Origin of the sequence: Enterococcus saccharolyticus subsp. saccharolyticus (assembly GCF_029023825.1) — a bacterium.
Lineage (GTDB): Bacteria > Bacillota > Bacilli > Lactobacillales > Enterococcaceae > Enterococcus_F > Enterococcus_F saccharolyticus.
Window position 1 is genome coordinate 2,293,002 of sequence record NZ_CP118957.1, and the last position, 18,316, is coordinate 2,311,317.

Annotated in this window: 15 protein-coding genes; 5 read left to right on the forward strand and 10 right to left on the reverse strand. The window is 36.5% G+C overall.

The genetic code is table 11. The features are described from left to right. The first annotated feature begins 166 nt into the window (after window positions 1-166). The 5 genes from PYW32_RS11695 to PYW32_RS11715 all read left to right on the forward strand — a co-directional run bounded on the left by PYW32_RS11695 (window position 167) and on the right by PYW32_RS11715 (window position 6,027). Window positions 167-877 (forward strand): amino acid ABC transporter permease, encoded by a 711-nt coding sequence (locus PYW32_RS11695; protein ID WP_016174104.1) that lies wholly within the window; start codon window positions 167-169, stop codon window positions 875-877. Continuing rightward, on the forward strand, window positions 870-1,604 hold the full coding sequence (locus tag PYW32_RS11700; RefSeq protein ID WP_016174103.1) for an amino acid ABC transporter ATP-binding protein: 735 nt from the start codon (window positions 870-872) through the stop codon (window positions 1,602-1,604). The genes PYW32_RS11695 and PYW32_RS11700 overlap by 8 nt, the downstream gene beginning before the upstream one ends. Before the next feature lie 18 nt (window positions 1,605-1,622). Continuing rightward, window positions 1,623-2,495 carry a transporter substrate-binding domain-containing protein gene (locus PYW32_RS11705; protein ID WP_016174102.1) on the forward strand — a complete coding sequence of 291 codons (873 nt, stop codon included), beginning with the start codon at window positions 1,623-1,625 and terminating at the stop codon, window positions 2,493-2,495. 12 nt (window positions 2,496-2,507) lie between these two features. After that, window positions 2,508-3,683 (forward strand): M20 family metallopeptidase, encoded by a 1,176-nt coding sequence (locus tag PYW32_RS11710; RefSeq protein WP_016174101.1) that lies wholly within the window; start codon window positions 2,508-2,510, stop codon window positions 3,681-3,683. Between the two features lie 199 nt (window positions 3,684-3,882). Beyond that, on the forward strand, window positions 3,883-6,027 hold the full coding sequence (locus PYW32_RS11715; RefSeq protein ID WP_016174100.1) for a glycosyltransferase: 2,145 nt from the start codon (window positions 3,883-3,885) through the stop codon (window positions 6,025-6,027). Between the two features lie 30 nt (window positions 6,028-6,057). Here PYW32_RS11715 and PYW32_RS11720 read toward each other — a convergent pair whose 3' ends face one another. The 10 genes from PYW32_RS11720 to PYW32_RS11765 form a co-directional block, all read right to left on the reverse strand. After that, window positions 6,058-7,176, reverse strand: a complete 1,119-nt coding sequence (locus PYW32_RS11720; protein ID WP_016174099.1) for a GGDEF domain-containing protein — start codon at window positions 7,174-7,176, stop codon at window positions 6,058-6,060. Window positions 7,177-7,317: 141 nt separating this feature from the next. Next, window positions 7,318-8,688, reverse strand: a complete 1,371-nt coding sequence (locus tag PYW32_RS11725) for a gluconokinase (protein ID WP_016174098.1) — start codon at window positions 8,686-8,688, stop codon at window positions 7,318-7,320. 80 nt (window positions 8,689-8,768) lie between these two features. Continuing rightward, the gene (trmB, locus tag PYW32_RS11730; RefSeq protein ID WP_016174097.1) at window positions 8,769-9,422 is read right to left on the reverse strand and encodes a tRNA (guanosine(46)-N7)-methyltransferase TrmB; all 654 of its coding nucleotides are present in this window, start codon (window positions 9,420-9,422) and stop codon (window positions 8,769-8,771) included. A gap of 27 nt (window positions 9,423-9,449) precedes the next feature. Continuing rightward, window positions 9,450-10,229, reverse strand: coding sequence for a phosphotransferase family protein (locus tag PYW32_RS11735; protein WP_016174096.1), 780 nt, complete (start codon window positions 10,227-10,229; stop codon window positions 9,450-9,452). A gap of 128 nt (window positions 10,230-10,357) precedes the next feature. Next, a complete protein-coding gene (locus PYW32_RS11740; protein WP_016174095.1) occupies window positions 10,358-11,572 on the reverse strand; it encodes an ABC transporter permease in 1,215 nt (404 codons plus the stop codon). Window positions 11,573-11,575: 3 nt separating this feature from the next. Continuing rightward, window positions 11,576-12,304 carry an ABC transporter ATP-binding protein gene (locus PYW32_RS11745; protein WP_016174094.1) on the reverse strand — a complete coding sequence of 243 codons (729 nt, stop codon included), beginning with the start codon at window positions 12,302-12,304 and terminating at the stop codon, window positions 11,576-11,578. Window positions 12,305-12,436: 132 nt separating this feature from the next. Continuing rightward, window positions 12,437-14,314: an ABC transporter ATP-binding protein gene (locus PYW32_RS11750; protein WP_016174093.1), complete on the reverse strand. Its 1,878-nt coding sequence runs from the start codon at window positions 14,312-14,314 to the stop codon at window positions 12,437-12,439. Next, entirely contained in the window at window positions 14,311-16,038 is a 1,728-nt protein-coding gene (locus PYW32_RS11755; protein WP_016174092.1) for an ABC transporter ATP-binding protein, read from the reverse strand. Before PYW32_RS11755 ends, PYW32_RS11750 begins: the two co-directional genes overlap by 4 nt. Then, window positions 16,035-16,700: a TetR/AcrR family transcriptional regulator gene (locus PYW32_RS11760; protein ID WP_016174091.1), complete on the reverse strand. Its 666-nt coding sequence runs from the start codon at window positions 16,698-16,700 to the stop codon at window positions 16,035-16,037. The genes PYW32_RS11755 and PYW32_RS11760 overlap by 4 nt, the downstream gene beginning before the upstream one ends. A gap of 377 nt (window positions 16,701-17,077) precedes the next feature. Further along, on the reverse strand, window positions 17,078-18,307 hold the full coding sequence (locus tag PYW32_RS11765) for a zinc-binding dehydrogenase (protein WP_016174090.1): 1,230 nt from the start codon (window positions 18,305-18,307) through the stop codon (window positions 17,078-17,080). Between the last annotated feature and the right edge of the window lie 9 nt (window positions 18,308-18,316).

Sequence of the window (18,316 nt, forward strand, 5' to 3'; positions counted from 1 at the left end):
TATATGCAAAAACACTCAAAAATATACAATTTAAGGATGTTTAATAGAAATTTACGCATAAAAATTCAAAAATTGTTGCAAACGAATCTTTTTTGTATTAATATACATTTCATACCTAATGAGATTATTTTTATTCATTAATATTATTAAAAAGTGAGGAATTACGATGGATGCAATGTTAGGAGTAGTTATAGATTTTGGAAAAACCGTAAAGTGGATTCCCACTTTTATTGATGGGACAATTGTCACCATCGTTTTATCATTAATAACAGTTGTATTTGGTTCATTACTAGGTTTGTTTGCTACCTTGATGAAACAATCACGTTTTAAAATTTTCAACGCTATTGCAGCAATTTATACACAAGTAATTCGTGGTACCCCATTATTAGTGCAATTATATATTTGGTTATACGGGTTACCACTAATTGGTATTTCCATACCTGCCCTTTCTTTTCTTGGAAATACATATGGATCAAGAGAATTTTTAACCGCTATAGTGGCCTTATCGATTAATTCTGGCGCTTATATCTGTGAGTTATTGCGTGGGGGATTAGCATCAATTGATAAAGGACAAATGGAAGCTGGACGCTCATTGGGCTTAAGTCGTGGACAAACAATGAAAGCTGTCATTATTCCACAAGCAATCCGAGTAGTCCTCCCTGGTTTAGGAAATGAATTTATCATGATGATTAAAGAATCTTCTATTGTTTCTGTTGTAGGAATCTTTGATGTCATGTACACAAGTAACATCGTCAAAGCCGCAACGTATTCTATTTTTGAACCATTGATTATTGTTGCCTTAATTTATTTCTTCCTAACCTTTACACTTACTGCTTTAATCAAGAAATTAGAAACGAGGTTAAATGTCTATGATTAAAACCAATCAGTTAACGAAAAATTTTGGTGAGTTGTCTGTTTTAAATGGCATCACCACCCATATCGAAAAAGGAGAAACAATCGCCGTGATTGGCCCTTCTGGTTCAGGAAAATCAACATTTCTTCGTTGCTTAAATTTGATGGAAACACCAACGAGTGGTGATGTCTATTTTAAAGACATTTTATTAACAAATCCACAATTAAAAGAAACGGAAATTAACCAAATTCGTGAAAATATTGGGATGGTTTTTCAACATTTCAATTTATTTCCTAATATGACTGTGTTAGAAAATATTATCTTAGCACCGATGAAATTAAAAAATTTAACCAAACAACAAGCGACACAAAAAGCCGAAGCATTGCTTAAAAAAGTTGGTCTACTAGAGAAAAAAGATGTGTATCCTAACAAATTATCTGGCGGGCAAAAACAACGGGTAGCTATCGCACGTGCCCTAGCAATGGAACCGGAAGTCATGTTGTTTGATGAACCAACTTCTGCACTTGATCCAGAAATGGTCAAAGAAGTATTGCTAGTTATCCAAGAGTTAGCCAAAAGTAATTTAACGACAGTCATCGTGACGCACGAAATGAATTTCGCCAAACAAGTTGCCTCTCGTGTCCTGTTTATTGATAAAGGCGTCATCGTTGAAGAAGGAACACCTACTGAACTATTTGATTTCCCGAAAGAAAAACGAACACAAGAATTTTTAGACCAAATTACATTTTAATTCGAAGGAGTTTTTATTATGAAAAAATTAACGTTAGCTTTATTCAGTTGTCTAGCAGCAATCACATTGGCTGCTTGTGGTTCAGGAGATTCAAAAAAAGGCGCTGATGCTGGTGAAACAGATAAATTGGCACAAATCAAAGAAAAGGGCAAATTAGTGATTGGTACCTCTCCTGATTTTCCGCCGTTAGAATTTTATATCTTAAATGACAAAGGTGAAAAAGAAATTGTCGGAAGCGACATTACCTTAGCAAAAGCTGTTGCCGAAAAAATTGGGGTCGAACTAGAAATTAAAGCCACAGATTTTAACGGTGTTTTAGCGAATATCCAAACCAACAGCGTTGACTTTGGGATTTCTGGATTTGTAGCAACTGAACAACGTGAAGACATCATGGATTTCTCGGAAGGATACCAACAAGAAGCGAGTGAAGGTTTCCAAGGATTATTAGTATCCAAAGAAATTGCGGATAAATACAAATCAATGGATGAACTAAAAGATGCCAACTTAACGATTGGTGCCCAAGGTGGTTCGATTCAATTTGAAACGGCTAGTTTATTAACTGATGCTAAGAATATTAAACAATTCGGAACAATGGATGCCGCAATTTTAGCGTTAAACTCTGGTGATTTACAAGCAGTGACTGTTTCAACTTCGTCTGTTGAACCTTTACTAACCACTTTCCCAGACTTAGTTATCTTGCCAAAAGAAACATTCAACTTAGACCCTGAAAATAAATATGGCACAAACGTCATTGGTTTTCCTAAAGGCGATGATACTACCTCATTTATTACGCTCGTAAATGAAGTCATCCAAGAAAACAAAGAGAATGGAAACCTAGAAAAATGGCGGAAAGAATCAGAAGAACAAGCGGTAAATGCCTTAAAGGAATAGGAGAATAGTAGTATGACAATCAAAGAAACGTTATTAGCTTCCATTGAAAATAAGATTGATGCCTATATGGAATTAGTGAAGATTATGTATGATAATCCAGAAATTGGTAATGAAGAATTTGAAACAATGAAATTATTGGTGAACTACCTAGATAGTGTTGGTTTTAAAACAACATCGGGGTATATTGTTCCGACTGGTTTTTTAGGTGAATACGATACTGGTAAACCAGGACCTACCATCGCCGTGATGTGTGAATACGATGCGTTACCTGAAGTGGGACATGGTTGTGGTCATAACTTAATTGCCGGTATTGGTGTCGCAACTGGTGAGGCCGTCAAAGCGATAATTGATCAATTTGGTGGGAAATTATTAGTCGTTGGAACGCCTGCTGAAGAAAATTTTGGTGGAAAAGTCAGTATGTCAGAAGCCGGTGTTTTTGATGATGTAGATGTCGCACTGATGGTTCATCCGGGAAGTCAAAATGGTGTGGGTGGTCGCTCAAATGCCTTAAATCCAATTAAATTTGAATTCTTTGGAAAAAATGCCCATGCGTGTGATCCAGCTTCGGGAGCATCAGCCCTAGACGCAGCCGTTATGAGTTATTTACAAATTAACTTATTACGTCAATTTGCAGCACCACATACGTATATTCACGGTGTCATCAAAGATGGTGGTGAAGCAGCCAATGTCATTCCTGGCTACGCTTCAATGGAGTATTATTTCCGTGCACCTACTATCGGATATGCCAAAGAATTAACAGAAAAAGCGGTTCAAGCAGTCGCTGGTATTTGTCAAGCGAATGGTGTGACGTTCAAAACTTCTACGTATGAGTGTCCGTATGAAGACACAGTTATTAACTACAAATTAGCGGATATTTTAGCGGAAAAATATGCAGAACTAGGTGTGGAAGACGTCCAACCGGTTGATGAAGTCGCAAGTGGTTCAACCGATGTCGGTGCAGTAAGTTATCGTTGCCCAACAATTCAAGGAAACATTAAAATTTGTGGACCTGAAGTCGGTGGACATACCAAAGAAATGGCAGCTGCCACTCTTTCTCCAGAAGGTCAAAGCGGCTTAATCAAAGCCGCCCAAGGGTTATCTTTAACGATATTAGAATTGTTAGAACATCCTGAAGTTTTGGCGGAAGTCAAAGCTGAATTTGACGAAACTATGGCAAAATTAGGATAAAATAGCTTATTTGAAAGAATGAATGACTTCGGTGATTCATTCTTTTTTAGAATCAACAAGCATTTCTTTTACTACCAAATACTTCCCATTTTCGGATATAAATAGGTCTCCTCTATTTTATGATTAATTTGTTGCATTCATTGCACCCTGTTGCAAAAAAAGATACACTACAGGTAACTTAAAAAAGGAAGTTTTTTCTATGATAGATGAAAATGTATTGTATATCATCGGTTTAGTATTAGTGATGTTATACATCTTAACAGGCTTTGACGATTTCATTTGGGATATTATTACTTTATTTAGACGTAAACCCTATAAAAAAGAGTTGTTGGATTTAAAAAAAGTAGACGATGTTCCCCCAAAATTACTTGCTGTTGCTATTGCTGCTTGGCATGAAGAAAGTGTACTTGGTGATGTGATTGATAACATGATTGCATCCGTGCATTATCCAAATTCAATGTACCATGTCTTTTTAGGTGTCTATCCCAATGATGATGCCACGATTACGGTCGCAAAACAACTTGAGGAAAAATATGAAAATGTCCATATGATTATTAACGAATTACCTGGACCAACCTCAAAAGCACAAAATATTAATTACGTGATTACCCAAATCAAAGCTATGGAAAAAGAAAAACAGTGGCATTTTGAAGCTTTAAATGTTCATGATTCTGAAGATGTCGTGCATCCTTATGAATTAAAAGTAACAAATTACTTGTTAGAAACTTATCCAGCGATTCAATTTCCAGTCTTTCCACTAATGGAAATGCCAAAATTCAGTAACTTCTTCAAAAATTTAGTAACGAATACATACGCCGATGAATTTGCAGAAAATCATTTTTCAACGATGGTTAGTCGTTACAGTAGTGGTGCATTTGTTCCATCAGCGGGTACCGGCTTTACTCTTTCACGTGCCGTTATTGATAGTTTTGGTGAGGAAGATGTCTTACCTAAAGACAGTTTGACTGAAGATTATCGCTTATCTTTAACCTTATATCAAAAAGGGATTCAAATGTATTATCCGTTAATTCAAGTCCCGCGAATTAATTTCAAAAATGAGTTTGTGCATGAATTTATCGCCACACGTAGTCGTTTTCCGTACACATTTAAAACAGCGGTCAAACAAAAAACACGCTGGATTTTAGGTATTACCATGCAGTCTTTTAAATTCAAAGAAATTTTTTCAACCAAAGAAATGACCTTTGCTGGTCGCTACTCGCTTTACCGCGACTTCAAAGCAAAAATTGGAAATATGTTGGTCCTTGTTGGTTATCCTGTTTTAATTTATTTCTTTGCCTCTTTGTTCTGGGACTTACCGCCAATTTATCCGAAATATTCGTTATCTTGGTATTTATGCGTCTTGGTTACCATCATGATGCTCGAGAGACAGTTATTCCGTGCAGTAGCGATTAAGAAAGTCTACGGTATGCGAAGTGTCTTCTTTGCTTGTTTGTTTCCACCAATTTTGCCGATTCGTTTTGTTTATGGAAATATCATTAACATGGTCGCAACCATGAAAGCTTTCAAGCAAAAGATTTTCGGTAATCAAACACCTGTAAAAAAAGAAAAGAAAGCAAAACGTAAAAATAAACAAAGTGAACAAAAGCAACTGATTTGGGATAAAACCGAACATCACTTCCTAGAAAAAGATGTCTTACAGCGTTACCATCGTAAATTAGGTGATGTCTTATTGGAAAAAGGCTTCATAGAACCAAAAGGCTTGAAAGAAGCTTTGGAAAACGCAAATGAGCAAAAACAAGCTTTAGGTGCTTATTTATTAGCTCATGATTTGCTTTCAGAAGACCATTTATTAGAGGCTCTCGCTAACGTGCAACATTTGCAATATCTACCTGCTGCCAATTTATCAACCTATCTGCAACCAGAATTTGCGGAAAAGTTTGATCGTGAGCAACTCCGTCAATGGTATTGTTTGCCAATTTTAGAATCAGACAATCATTATGTCTTTGCTTTTTGTGATGCAACACCACGCGATGTAGCAGATCGTTTAGAAGCAACCTATCAAATTAGTGTGTCTACGATTTATGCCTTAAAACAAACCATTTTAGAAGGATTAGATAGATTAGATACTGCTACACCGCTCATTGATTTTGCTTATGAACGTTATGAACAAAAATTTATTTCTTATAAACAACTTTTCTTAGTACGTGCCTATCAAGAAAAGACCGCCACTTCTGCTGAAGAACTCTTATTGAAAATGGGATTATTGCCCCCTTCATTTGCTGTAAGTAGCGAACATTCTGAAACAATCAAACAGCTTCCTGAATCAACAGATCCACTTAACTTAAGAAAAACCACAAATCTCACAGAAAAAGTGAAGCAATAGAAAAAAGCCGAATCGTCCTGATTTGGCTTTTTAATAATCGACATTATACATAATCACACGGTTACGACCAGCATGTTTGGCAATATAGCATGCTTCATCTGCTTTTTTTAACGTTTCTAAAATATCAGGTTGATTTACTGTACTTTCAATCCCTGCTGAAAAAGTAATTGAAATCCCTTCAGACACCTCTAGCGCCACAGGATAGGTTTCCATTTTCAAACAAAAATCTTCAATGATGTCATAAACTTCATTTTTAGGTAAATCATAAAAGAAGACGCAAAATTCTTCACCACCAAAACGATAAATTTCTATCTTATTTTTTTCAAGATACAATGACAAATGGGCGTCTAAAAATTGCACAAAATCGCGTAATACTTCATTTCCAACAATGTGTCCATAACGATCATTAATTTGTTTAAAATAATCTAAATCAATCATTGCGACAGTCACAGCTGGTTTTCTCTCGTTTAAAAACTCAATCTTATCACTTAATGCGGAATAGTTATGTGCGCCGGTTAGACTATCAATCTTACTACAAATTAATTCTTCTCGAATACGAGCATTTTCCTTCTCTTGTAATAAAAAATACAGATAAAAAGATACTAAAATTACTAAGGAACCCGTAACAATCAAAACATCCATGCCATCTTCATACGAAAACAATGAAGTGATAGCTAGACCTTGTAAATGAAAACAAGCTGAAATAAGCATGGACAAAATAAACAAGCCTGTAAATTTACCATTTCGCCAGCCAAATGGTAACCAATCAATCACCACAAATAATGCAAAAATAATTAGCCCAATAATAAAGAGTTGATCGTCAGAAATAAACATCTTGATATCAATCAATTTTGCATAACTCATCAATAAAAATGGTGTCAATAAAATCAGATATTTGCCATATGTTTGAAAAAAATAATACGCGATAAATAACACTAGAGAATATTCATAAAAAACCGCATCAAGTAGATGAACCGAAAGCGACAGCAAACAAAACAAATACGTAGAATACAACAAAACAATAAGTATCATTTGTACAAATTTATTTGAAACGACTTTCTTTAAATTATTGAAAACCGTATCAATAGTAATTAATAAACTGACAATAATACTTGGAAAAAAGATAATTAGCACCATCATACTTCCCATAAACAGCTTCTCCTTAACCTTTTTAAACTCCTAGTATAATTATTAACAAGCTTAATCATACCCCATAACAAATGATATTTCTATCCTTGTTTACAAAAAACAACAGTTTGTCTGGCTACGAGACAAACTGTTCATTTTTATTTACTTAGAAAAATAGTTTTTAAATACTTCTGTATAGTGTTCATACTGCTCTTGCGATGACGCAATTGTCTCAATAGGCACCGCTGTCGACTGTTGGCCATAGATTAAATAATACAACCCCATAATCGGTTCATTATAATCGGATAAATAACAATCTACGCCTAAGACATCCGCTGTCATTTTTCGAAGCATTTCTGATTTGAAAAAACCACCACTTAAAGATAGTTTTTCGGTCACATGGACCATCTCAGTGAGTGTCCGAATATTAAATAAAATCCCTTCCACCACACTACGAATCATATCATTTTTAGTATGCTGAATCCGAATGTTCTTTAATGTTCCGGTGACTTCATTTTGCCATAAGGGCGCCCGCTCCCCATTGATATACGGTTCAAAACGCAACCCATTTGCACCGATTGGCGAGTGTTGCAATGCACTCGGTAAATTTTCAAAAAATTCTTGTGGCGTATCTGCATACAAATGACTCGCCCATTCTAAGACACAACCACCATTGTTTGAAGGAGCACCAGTTACATAATACGTTTCATTTAAGTAATAACAGAAATTTTGTTTCCCACTATCAAAAGTTGGTTCTTTCGTCACTTTGCGCACTGATGCACTCGTGCCAATTGTTAAGCTATTAGGAATACCTGTCGCAATATAACTCGCATACGCAGCAAGACAACCATCACTTGCACCAATAACTACTTTTGCAGTTACCGGAATTTTCAATTCGACAGCAGCACGTTCTTTTAAAGGAAAGGATGTCGTCGTATCGACTAAGGGAGCCAATTGTTGGGCTGAAATACCAACGAATGCCAAAATCTCCGCATCCCATTGACGTTCCTGTAAATCAAATAATCCCGTTGCTGAAGCAGTGGCATAATCAAGAACAAATTCTCCAGTAAAATAATGCATGATAAGCTCTTTGATGCCATAGTAGTGTGTGTGGTTCGGATAACGATTTTGTTGTTGGAAATACAATAATTTAGTAAAAGGTGACATGGCATGAATCGGCGTTCCCGTTCGTTGGTAAAATAGTGAGGCACGTTCTTGTTGTTTAAATGTTGCAATCGTTTGTTCTGCTTGTGTATCGGACCAAATATAAATCGCATCATCGAGTCCTTCTCCCCAAGGTAAGATACTGTGCATGGCCACACTAAAACTCACTGTTTCAAGTGCTTCACGCATATCTTTGGGAATCGATTGTACGCCTACTTTTAACACTTCTAATAGCTCTGTTGCTCGTTGGTAACAGATTTGTTGGTCGCGATAGGTTCTGACTGGACTCGTTTGTTGAAATTTAATTTTCCCATCTGCAATCACCGCAAACTTAATTGCTGTTGTACCAATATCAATGCCTAAAAACATGACAAATTCCCCTCCATTCATTTCTAGTTTATTTTAGCACACCAAAAAAAAGAAGCAGCAAGAATTTCTTGCTACTTCACCTATTTTTTCGTTTTATCTGGGAATTTGGCTTCGACACGATAAATACGTTGTCCACGTGATGAAAATTTCTCTTCATACTCCGTCATAATATTCCCTTCAAAGGTACTTGTGTGCAAATCTAACCAGACTTTTTGAATGATTAATCCATATTGCGAAAAACTGGCTAAAGAATATTCAAATAATCCTTGATTATCTGTTTTGAAGTGAATTTCACCTTCGGGGCGTAAAATTTGTTCATCCACAGCTAAAAATGTTTTGTACGTCAAGCGACGTTTTTCATGACGGGTTTTTGGCCATGGATCAGAAAAGTTTAAATAAATTTGATCGACTTCACTGTCAGCAAAATATTCGGTTAATGCTGAACCATCTACGTGTAATAATTGTAAGTTGGGAATTTCAGCTTCAATCAATTTATCTAGTGCAAATGAGACCACACTGACTTGCATATCAATCCCAATATAATTAATCTCTGGATGTGCTTTTGCCATATTTGCAATAAATTGGCCTTTCCCCATTCCAATTTCAATATGAATCGGTTGGTCATTACCAAAACGCTCTGCCCAACGACCTTTCCATTCTTGGGGTTGATCCACAACGAATTGTGGATGAGACGCAATTAATTCTTCTGCACCGGTACGTTTTCTTACTCTCATAGTTGTTCCTCTCTTTTACAACAAGTCTTATCCTGTATAAATTCGTTTTAATTGTAAAATCTCTTGATTCATTTCTTTTAAAGCATTTCGTTTATGGTATTTCTTTACTTCTTGTAGCATACTCAATAACGCATACCAATATATTTTTTCCATATTCTCGCTATTGCCATGAATGCCATAACTCATTAACCAATGATTCCAACTAGAAATCGGTAAATAATGACCTAAAATAGTGCCAATATCTACTGCTGGATCAGCAAACATCACCGAATCCCAATCAACTAAATACAGATAGTTTTTACAGACAATCCAGTTCCGACAATTCACATCACCATGCACAACGGCTTTTTCAGAAAGTTTGAATGATGGAATATTTTTCTCTAAGTAAGTATGAACCAAAGATAAAAATTGATTTTCAACCAATTCTTTGTCTAACTCTGTTTCATATTCTTGCAACATCTGTTGTGGCGACATCACAATGCCACCCATTTTTTCAAGCATCTCTTTTAAAGAATCCGAGTGATGCAAATGATACAAGACATCAATGACATCATTGCGTTGACCAATTTCTTCAGGTCCTAAGATGCGTCCTTCTAGCCATTCTTGGGCTGTTAAGGTGTCACCATTGCCTGTGCGTTTGGTCCAAATTAATTTAGGGGTAATGCCTTCTTTTGACAAAGCAGCAAGCATCGGAGTGGTATTGCGTTTGATGAATACTTTGTCTTCTGCTTTTAAACCGACATATGCCTTGCCAGTATCGCCTTTAATTGGATGCAGATCCCAATCGTTATCCAAACGAATAGCCATCCTATGTGCCTCCTTCTTTTTTTCACAGTAATTTTTATTCTAGCGCCTTAACTACAGGTCGTCAAGCACATCTCTTTCACTTTTTACTTTCCAATCTTTTTTTCAGACAATCTTTAGCATATTCTCAGTTAGCGTATGCCCTTGTTCAATCGATATGGGACATATAATTCAACAAAAAGGACAGCGACAATAAAAAATCCTCCCGTCACAATCGCACGGTCTGCCCAAGTCGCAATCACAACACTACTAATCACCGAAAAAATCATCGCAACCGCTAATAAAGCAATCCGCAATAAGGTTTGAATCGCACGTAATTTTTGTTTTTCTGATACTGGATAAAGTTGAACACTCGTCATATATTGAAATTGATGGTACAACGGCAATAATTGAAAACCAATTAAATAAATAAACAGTGCGCCAATACCTAACGCAAACCATCGCTCCACAATAAACACCAACAATATGCTTCCTAACGCTAATAAGCGCAAATACAAGCCACTAAACTCCGTTCCACGGACGAAACGACGTGCATACAAATAAAGATAGGTATTTTTTTGCATAAATTTAATATTACCTAAAAAACCATCCATGTATTTGCGGCGTTTAATTTGCGCCGTAATTTCTGGAACATCGGTAAATAAATTAATGAAACGATACAAACGATACAAACGATGTTGTTCTGTCGCAATCATCTTATCCCAATCAAGCGGTGCTTGCATTTTTTGCCAACATAAATTGTGGAAAAGATACATTTGTAAAAAGGACAACAGCATACCAATTAACGGATAAATAAATAACCCCACACTTAAGGTTGCCAAACTTATCATCCACCATAAAAGATAGGCATTTTTGGTAGCTTTTTCCATATCTTGAAACAAATCCATCCGTTGAATCTGTAACTGACTGAATTTCAAGCCCCACAAAGTGAGTAAGAAAAAAGCAAAGGTAGAAAATGCCATTCCTGTTGCTAACACCACTAGCGGCATCGTTGCACCACCAATTAAAACCAATACACCAAATGGCAAGTAACAACTATATTTAAACGCATGCGTCAAATACCCGCGCATTTGTTTTTCTTTTGGTAATAAAAAAACCGCATCGGCAGGTTTCGCTAAACTCGCAAATTGACCAATATGAAGAGCAATCAACCAAACACCTAAGACAATCACTGTGCCCCAAGTAAAGCCTTTTGGCAAAGTTTTTAAGGTATTCGAATAATACAAACCCAAACCGCCGACTAAAAATGTCATCGTCAACGCGAAATGGTCATTAAAAACATATTTTAAATAGCGCTGTATAGTTTTTTGATGCAAACGCAGTCGTTGTTGAAAAAATTCGTTCATTTCCTACGCCTCCTCTGTCAGCGCAAGATAGATTTCATCTAAAGATGCGTTTGTTAAACCAAATTGTGCTTGCAATTCTGCCATCGATCCTTGGGCGCGAATTTCGCCGTTGTGCAACATAATAAAACGATCGCAATATTTTTCAGCTGTCGCTAACACATGGGTCGACATCAAGATAGATGCGCCGGATTCTTTCATTTCTTTCATTAACTCTAATAATGCATGAATCGCTAACGGGTCTAATCCTAAAAACGGTTCGTCAATGATATATAGACTTGGTTCAATTAAAAAAGCACATAAAATCATGACTTTCTGCTTCATTCCTTTAGAAAAATTTGCTGGAAACCACTCCAAACGGTTTTCTAAACGAAATGTTTTTAGTAATTGTTCCGCACGTTCTAACGCGACTTCTTTAGGAATATCATAGGCCATCGCTGTAATTTCCAAATGTTCACGCAAGGTTAATTCTTCATATAAAGCAGGACTTTCAGGAATATAGCCGATTTTTTTTCGGTATTCTTCTGGATTTTCTTTTAAAGTTAAACCGTCAATTTCAATACTGCCTTTTTGTGGTTGCAATAAGCCAATGATTTCTTTGATGGTTGTACTTTTGCCCGCACCATTTAAACCAATCAAACCTACTAGCTCGCCATCGTTGATTTCAAAATTAATATCTTTTAAAACAGGTAACTGACTGTAACCCCCTGTTAAGTTTTTAATTGTTAATGTCATGTGTTTTCCTCCAAAGTTTGCTAGATTTATTATACCACGAAGCGTAAGGAGAAAAAATTCAGGTGCTGAACTATTTTTAGTTGGCAAATAAAAAAAACGATGCTTACTGCTAATCGTAAGCATCGTTTTCCATTAAGCTACTTCTTCTGAAAATTGACTGTTATATAAGTCTGCGTAGAAACCATTTTTCGCCATCAAGGTGTCATGATTCCCTGTTTCAATAATCGAACCTTGATTCATAACGATGATATTATCCGCATCACGAATGGTTGACAAGCGATGTGCAACCACAAAACTGGTGCGATTTTCTAATAAACGATTCATAGCTTGTTGAATTAAGATTTCAGTCCGCGTATCGACACTCGATGTTGCTTCATCCAAAATTAAGACATCTGGATTGGCTAAAAATGCCCGCGCAATCGTAATTAATTGACGTTGTCCTTGTGAAATATTACTTGCTTCTTCATTTAACACAGTGTCATATCCTTCTGGTAATTTACGAACAAATTCATCCACATGCGCTGCTTTTGCTGCTGTCATCACTTGTTCTTTGGTTGCTTGTTCATTCCCATAAAGGATATTGTCATAAATCGTTCCTGTAAATAACCACGTATCTTGCAATACCATTGAGAAATGATTTCGTAATTCATCACGCGTGAAATCGCGTGTGTCTTTGCCTTCATAACGAATGCTCCCACCAGAAACATCATAAAAACGTTCTAACAAGTTAATTAACGTCGTTTTACCTGCACCAGTTGGGCCGACAATCGCCACCATTTCGCCTGCTTTCACATCCAAATTGAAATCAGTCATCAATAATTTGTCTTCGTTATAACCAAATTGAACATTTTCAAAACGAACTTTATAGTCGTTGTCTTCTGTTGGTAATAATGAAGGTTCATTCAGCATTTCTTCTTCGTCTAAGATTTCAAATACCCGTTCTGCAGAAGCAACTGTTGATTGAATGGTATTAATCAAGCTCGCAATTTGCGTAATTGGTTGGGAGAATTGATTGGTATATTGTAAGAATGCTTGCACATCTCCTAAATTCATATTCCCATTTGCCACTTTAATCCCACCAAGAACTGCCACAAAGACATACCCTAAGTTTTTAACAAAGTTCATCAATGGCATAATCATCGCTGAAATAAATTGGGCTTTCCAACCAGCTTCATATAATTTTTCATTTTCAACTTCAAATACTTCTTGGTTTGCTTTTTCATGATTAAATGTTTTGACGACTGTATGACCACCATATGTTTCTTCAACTTGGTCATTTAGAAGTCCCAAGCTTTTTTGTTGGGCTGCAAAATGTTTCTGTGATTTTGGTGCAACCAACATCACAACAATCAAACTCAATGGAACAGTTGCCAAAGCGACCAATGTTAATTGCCAACTAATGGTCAACATCATCCATAATACCCCAACAAAGGTCACAATACTGGTTACAAATTGCGTCAAGTTTTGTTGCAAGGTCCCTGCGATATTGTCCATATCGTTAATGGCACGCGACATAATGTCCCCATTGCTATGCGTATCGTAATAAGAAATTGGTAAGCGACTCATTTTTTCATCTAAATCTCGACGCATTTCATACACTGTTCGTTGTGAAACACGTGTCATAATAAATTGTTGCATGAAATTAAAGATTGCTGAAATGACATACATACCAATCACAATCAAAATAATTTGACCAATTTTATCAAAATCAATCGGGAAACGACTAATTTGTTCGCCCATTTTCATTTGTTTGACGCCTGCCATCACACCATTAAATATTTCTGTGGTTGCTTGACCAAGCACTTTTGGTGTTTGAATTTGGAAAACAACTGCAGCAATCGCTAAAACAAAGACGAGGATAATCGCATAGGAACGTTTGGACATATAATGAAAAAGCCGTTTGGTTGTGACCCAAAAATTCGTCGCTTTTTGAGGTTTCATACCCATACCACGTCCGGGTCCACCGTGTCCAGATCCACCATGGATTGGTTGTGTTTTTTCTTTACTCATGCTAAATCCTCCTCTCTCAATTGTGAATGCACGATTTCTTGATAAGTCGCATTTTCTGCTAATAATTCTTCGTGTGTGCCTTGTCCTACAACTTGACCTTCATCCAAAACTAAAATAATGTCCGCATCCATGACAGTGCTGACACGTTGGGCAACAATGACCATGATTCCTTCTGTCATTGATTCTTTTAATGCTGCACGTAAATTCGCGTCAGTTTTAAAGTCTAAAGCAGAAAATGAATCATCAAAGACATACACATCTGCCTCTTTAATCAATGCTCGCGCAATCGCTAAACGTTGACGTTGTCCACCAGAAAAGTTGCCTCCACCTTGTTCCACACGACTATCTAGTCCATCGTCTAACCCTTCAACGAAATCTTTCGCTTGAGCAATAGCTAAGGCCTGCCAGATTTCTTCATCCGTTGCTTCTGGTCGTCCGTAACGCATATTCTCACGAATCGTTCCTGAGAATAACACTGCTTTTTGTGGAACAAAACCAATCACTTCACGTAAATCATGTTGCGTTACTTTTGAAATATCTTGATTGTTTAAACGAATCATTCCTGATTCCACATCATATAGACGTGGCAACAAGTTCACTAACGTTGTTTTCCCAGAACCGGTTCCCCCGATAATGGCAACTGTTTGTCCAGATTCAACCGCAAAATGCACATCTTTTAGTGCTAATTTTTCTGCACCAGGGAAACGGTAGTTCACATGATCAAACACTAATTTAGCCGCACTTCCTTGACGTGAAATAGTTGCTGGATTTTGAACATCTAAGATTTCGTCAGGCTCTTCTAAAATTTCATTAATACGATCCGCCGAAGCTTGCGCACGAGGAACCATCACAAAAATCATCGATAACATCATAAAACTAATTAAAATTTGCATCGCATAGGTCATAAATGCAATCAAATTCCCAACTTCTAACGTCATATCAGCAATATAATGCCCACCAAACCAAGTAATCGCAATGTTTGTTCCACTCATAATCAACGTCATTAACGGCATCATTAGCGCGACAATCGTGTTTACTTTGATTGCTGTTTGTGTGTAATCTTTATTCGCATCATCAAAACGGCTTTCTTCATACGCTGTTTTGTTAAATGCACGAATCACACGAACACCCGTCAATCCTTCACGAAAAACCAAGTTCAAACGGTCGGTTTTCTTTTGCATACTCTTAAATAATGGCACCGCAAAATACATAATGCCACCAATTGCGACAATAATAACTGGAATGACGACCAAGAAAATTTTCGTTAATTGTGGATCTTTGTAATAGGCTAAAAAGCTAGCACCAATTAAGGTAATCGGTGCATTAATCATCATCCGTAAAAACATTTGGGTCACCATTTGAATTTGGTTGACATCGTTTGTCGTACGGGTAATCAATGAAGCCGTACCATATTTATCAAAGGTACGTATGGATGCATGTTCCACCTTGTTATAAATATCTGTCCGTAATTCTTTGCCTAATTTTTGGGATTCTCTGGTCGCAAAATACGTATTACCAACCGCAGCGATAATACTGACTAAGGAGAAGCCGACCATAAACATTCCTGTTTGCCAGATATAATCAATATCGCCCACCGCAACCCCTTTATCAATAATGTTCGAAGTAAGGGTTGGTAAATACAAATCAGCAATGACTTGTGCAATCATAAAAATTACTGCCATCAATGCAGAGACCCAAGAAATTCGTTTCCATAGTTTAATCATTCATCTTGCTCCTTTCGTGCACCATTTTTCAACCAGTTGACTTTACTTTCAAAATTCCGATTGATTTGCTCAATATCATATGAACCATCCATTAACACACGCCGATACCCATCTGCTATCGTTGTAAACAACGTATGCATCACTAATTGTAGTAATAAATGTAATTCATGGTCGTCAGCGACTTTCAATGTCGAGCGATCAATGGCATCCAATAAGTCCTTCTGGTGTTTTTTATGTGCCAGTTGTTTGTCTTGACACGCCTCTGAATTTTTTTCTAAATGTGGGGCAACACGACGAAAACCATGATAATCCATATTGGTAAAAACATTTTTGTAAAATAACGCATGATCGCCGACAAAAATTTCAGGAACCATCCATGCAAAATACTCCTCAAATCCTTGAAATAAATCGCCCTTTGCTTGTTGAATCGATGAAATTAAGTAGCGATGACCATCATGACGCACGGTTTGAAAATAGTAATAATATAAATCTTCTTTATCTTTAAAGTATTGATAAAAACTGCCTCTAGGAATTTCAGCATCTTTAATTACATTAGCAATCGAGGCGTCTTTCAATGATGCTCTTGAAAATTCTTTTTTTGCTGCATCTAAAATCCGTTGTTGCTTTTCTTTGGGTAAGTTAAAAAAAGTTTCGGTTGGCATCTGTTTCCCTCCTTCACGTTATTTATGACACTACGTCATATGACACTGTGTCATTATACACCCAAATCACTAACTTGCAAGTGAAAAGTTTTGAAAAAAGTATGAACAATCCACGTTCACGCACAAAATAGCGACGTTTAGGACAAAGAGAACTAATACTCACTTTGTAAAAATTGGTCATAAATTTTTATAAACACTTGATGGTATAAGCTTCTATATTTTTACTGTATAAGAAAAAAACAAACAGAAACTATCCCCAACAACTTAGGGAACAGTCTTTTTTATTTATCACCACGCGTATTCTCACTTTTTTTGCACAATAATAATTTGAATATGTAGAAAAAACAGCCATTACCACAAAGTAATGACTGTTTTTCTTAAATTTCTGGTTGGGTCGTTAAGATGTACTCCTCAGCTTCTTTACTCCAAATACCGTCAGTTTTATCTAAAATTTTTCTCAAGTCACTGTTTTCGGATAACTCACTCAAATTAGTTCGTTCCATCGCTTTATGAGTATAAATTAATTTTTTCCCACCGCCAATAGTTGGTTGGTTTAAAGTTGTTTCTGCAACTGCATCCAAACCTAAAATATGTGTCACTACATTGGCAGCACGAACTTTTTTTTCTTCAATTAATTGGACTGCTTTGCGCATATCCTCCGTATTTCCACCAGAAGTTCCTACATAATGCATGAAAGAATAATGAATATCATAAAAATTCACTTCTGCAAAAAAATCTTTATTTTGTGGTCCTGCAAAGAAATTTAAACAACCATCAGGATTCATTAGTCTTGAACCGTCTGTAATGGCCTCTTTAGAAGGTACCATAACAAATACATCATCATATCCTTGATTAAAAATCGCCTCTTTCAATACTGAAACTTGATTATCGACATCACGTACATTGATATAGGTCACAGTAATCCCATTTTGGCTAGGATATAATTTAGCAGCACGGTCTAGTTTCTCTTGATGGCGATCGGTAACTACTATGTGCTTAGGTTTGATTGGTCCATGCAAAGCATAATCAATCGCTAATAAACCCATCGGACCAGTTCCACCTATAATTAAAAGATTCCCATCAGGTTTAATTCCCATCTGATGTTCATACGTACCTTCAATCAGGTGATAATTTGCTTCAAATGCACCAATAACACAAGATAATGGTTCAACTAATGAACCTTCGAAATATGTTTCTCCTTTGTAAGGAATTAAACAATCTTGTTCCATCACATCTTTTGAAATAATAATATATGTGGCATCGCCGCCTGTATATGGGTAAGAATATCCTGGACAGTCTGGACGATCAGGTAATTGTAAATTTGCTTGAACTACATAGCGTTCACCGACTTGATAACGATCAGCCCACTTAGCACCCACTTCTAAAATTTCTCCACAAAATTCGTGGCCAATAATAATCGGATTTGTGGCAACATCATCGGGTGCCTTTTTATGATCTGCTCCTTGATTAGCTAGTTTCCAAGTAGACATACAAATACTATCTGTTACCACAGAAGCTAAAATTTCATCCTCTTGAATAGTTGGCAACTCAAATTCTTCTAATCGTAAATCATTTTTACCATATAAGCGAACTGCTTTTGTTTTCATTCTAAACTC

What these genes read in the sequence shown, in the direction of transcription:
- PYW32_RS11695 (WP_016174104.1), top strand. Translation starts at nt 167, where the DNA reads ATGGATGCAATGTTAGGAGTAGTTATAGATTTTGGAAAAACCGTAAAG.
- PYW32_RS11715 (WP_016174100.1), top strand. Translation starts at nt 3,883, where the DNA reads ATGATAGATGAAAATGTATTGTATATCATCGGTTTAGTATTAGTGATG.
- PYW32_RS11705 (WP_016174102.1), top strand. Translation starts at nt 1,623, where the DNA reads ATGAAAAAATTAACGTTAGCTTTATTCAGTTGTCTAGCAGCAATCACA.
- PYW32_RS11720 (WP_016174099.1), bottom strand. Translation starts at nt 7,176, where the DNA reads ATGGGAAGTATGATGGTGCTAATTATCTTTTTTCCAAGTATTATTGTC.
- PYW32_RS11765 (WP_016174090.1), bottom strand. Translation starts at nt 18,307, where the DNA reads ATGAAAACAAAAGCAGTTCGCTTATATGGTAAAAATGATTTACGATTA.
- PYW32_RS11740 (WP_016174095.1), bottom strand. Translation starts at nt 11,572, where the DNA reads ATGAACGAATTTTTTCAACAACGACTGCGTTTGCATCAAAAAACTATA.
- trmB (WP_016174097.1), bottom strand. Translation starts at nt 9,422, where the DNA reads ATGAGAGTAAGAAAACGTACCGGTGCAGAAGAATTAATTGCGTCTCAT.
- PYW32_RS11710 (WP_016174101.1), top strand. Translation starts at nt 2,508, where the DNA reads ATGACAATCAAAGAAACGTTATTAGCTTCCATTGAAAATAAGATTGAT.
- PYW32_RS11750 (WP_016174093.1), bottom strand. Translation starts at nt 14,314, where the DNA reads ATGAGTAAAGAAAAAACACAACCAATCCATGGTGGATCTGGACACGGT.
- PYW32_RS11760 (WP_016174091.1), bottom strand. Translation starts at nt 16,700, where the DNA reads ATGCCAACCGAAACTTTTTTTAACTTACCCAAAGAAAAGCAACAACGG.
- PYW32_RS11725 (WP_016174098.1), bottom strand. Translation starts at nt 8,688, where the DNA reads ATGTTTTTAGGCATTGATATTGGTACAACAGCAATTAAGTTTGCGGTG.
- PYW32_RS11700 (WP_016174103.1), top strand. Translation starts at nt 870, where the DNA reads ATGATTAAAACCAATCAGTTAACGAAAAATTTTGGTGAGTTGTCTGTT.
- PYW32_RS11755 (WP_016174092.1), bottom strand. Translation starts at nt 16,038, where the DNA reads ATGATTAAACTATGGAAACGAATTTCTTGGGTCTCTGCATTGATGGCA.
- PYW32_RS11745 (WP_016174094.1), bottom strand. Translation starts at nt 12,304, where the DNA reads ATGACATTAACAATTAAAAACTTAACAGGGGGTTACAGTCAGTTACCT.
- PYW32_RS11735 (WP_016174096.1), bottom strand. Translation starts at nt 10,229, where the DNA reads ATGGCTATTCGTTTGGATAACGATTGGGATCTGCATCCAATTAAAGGC.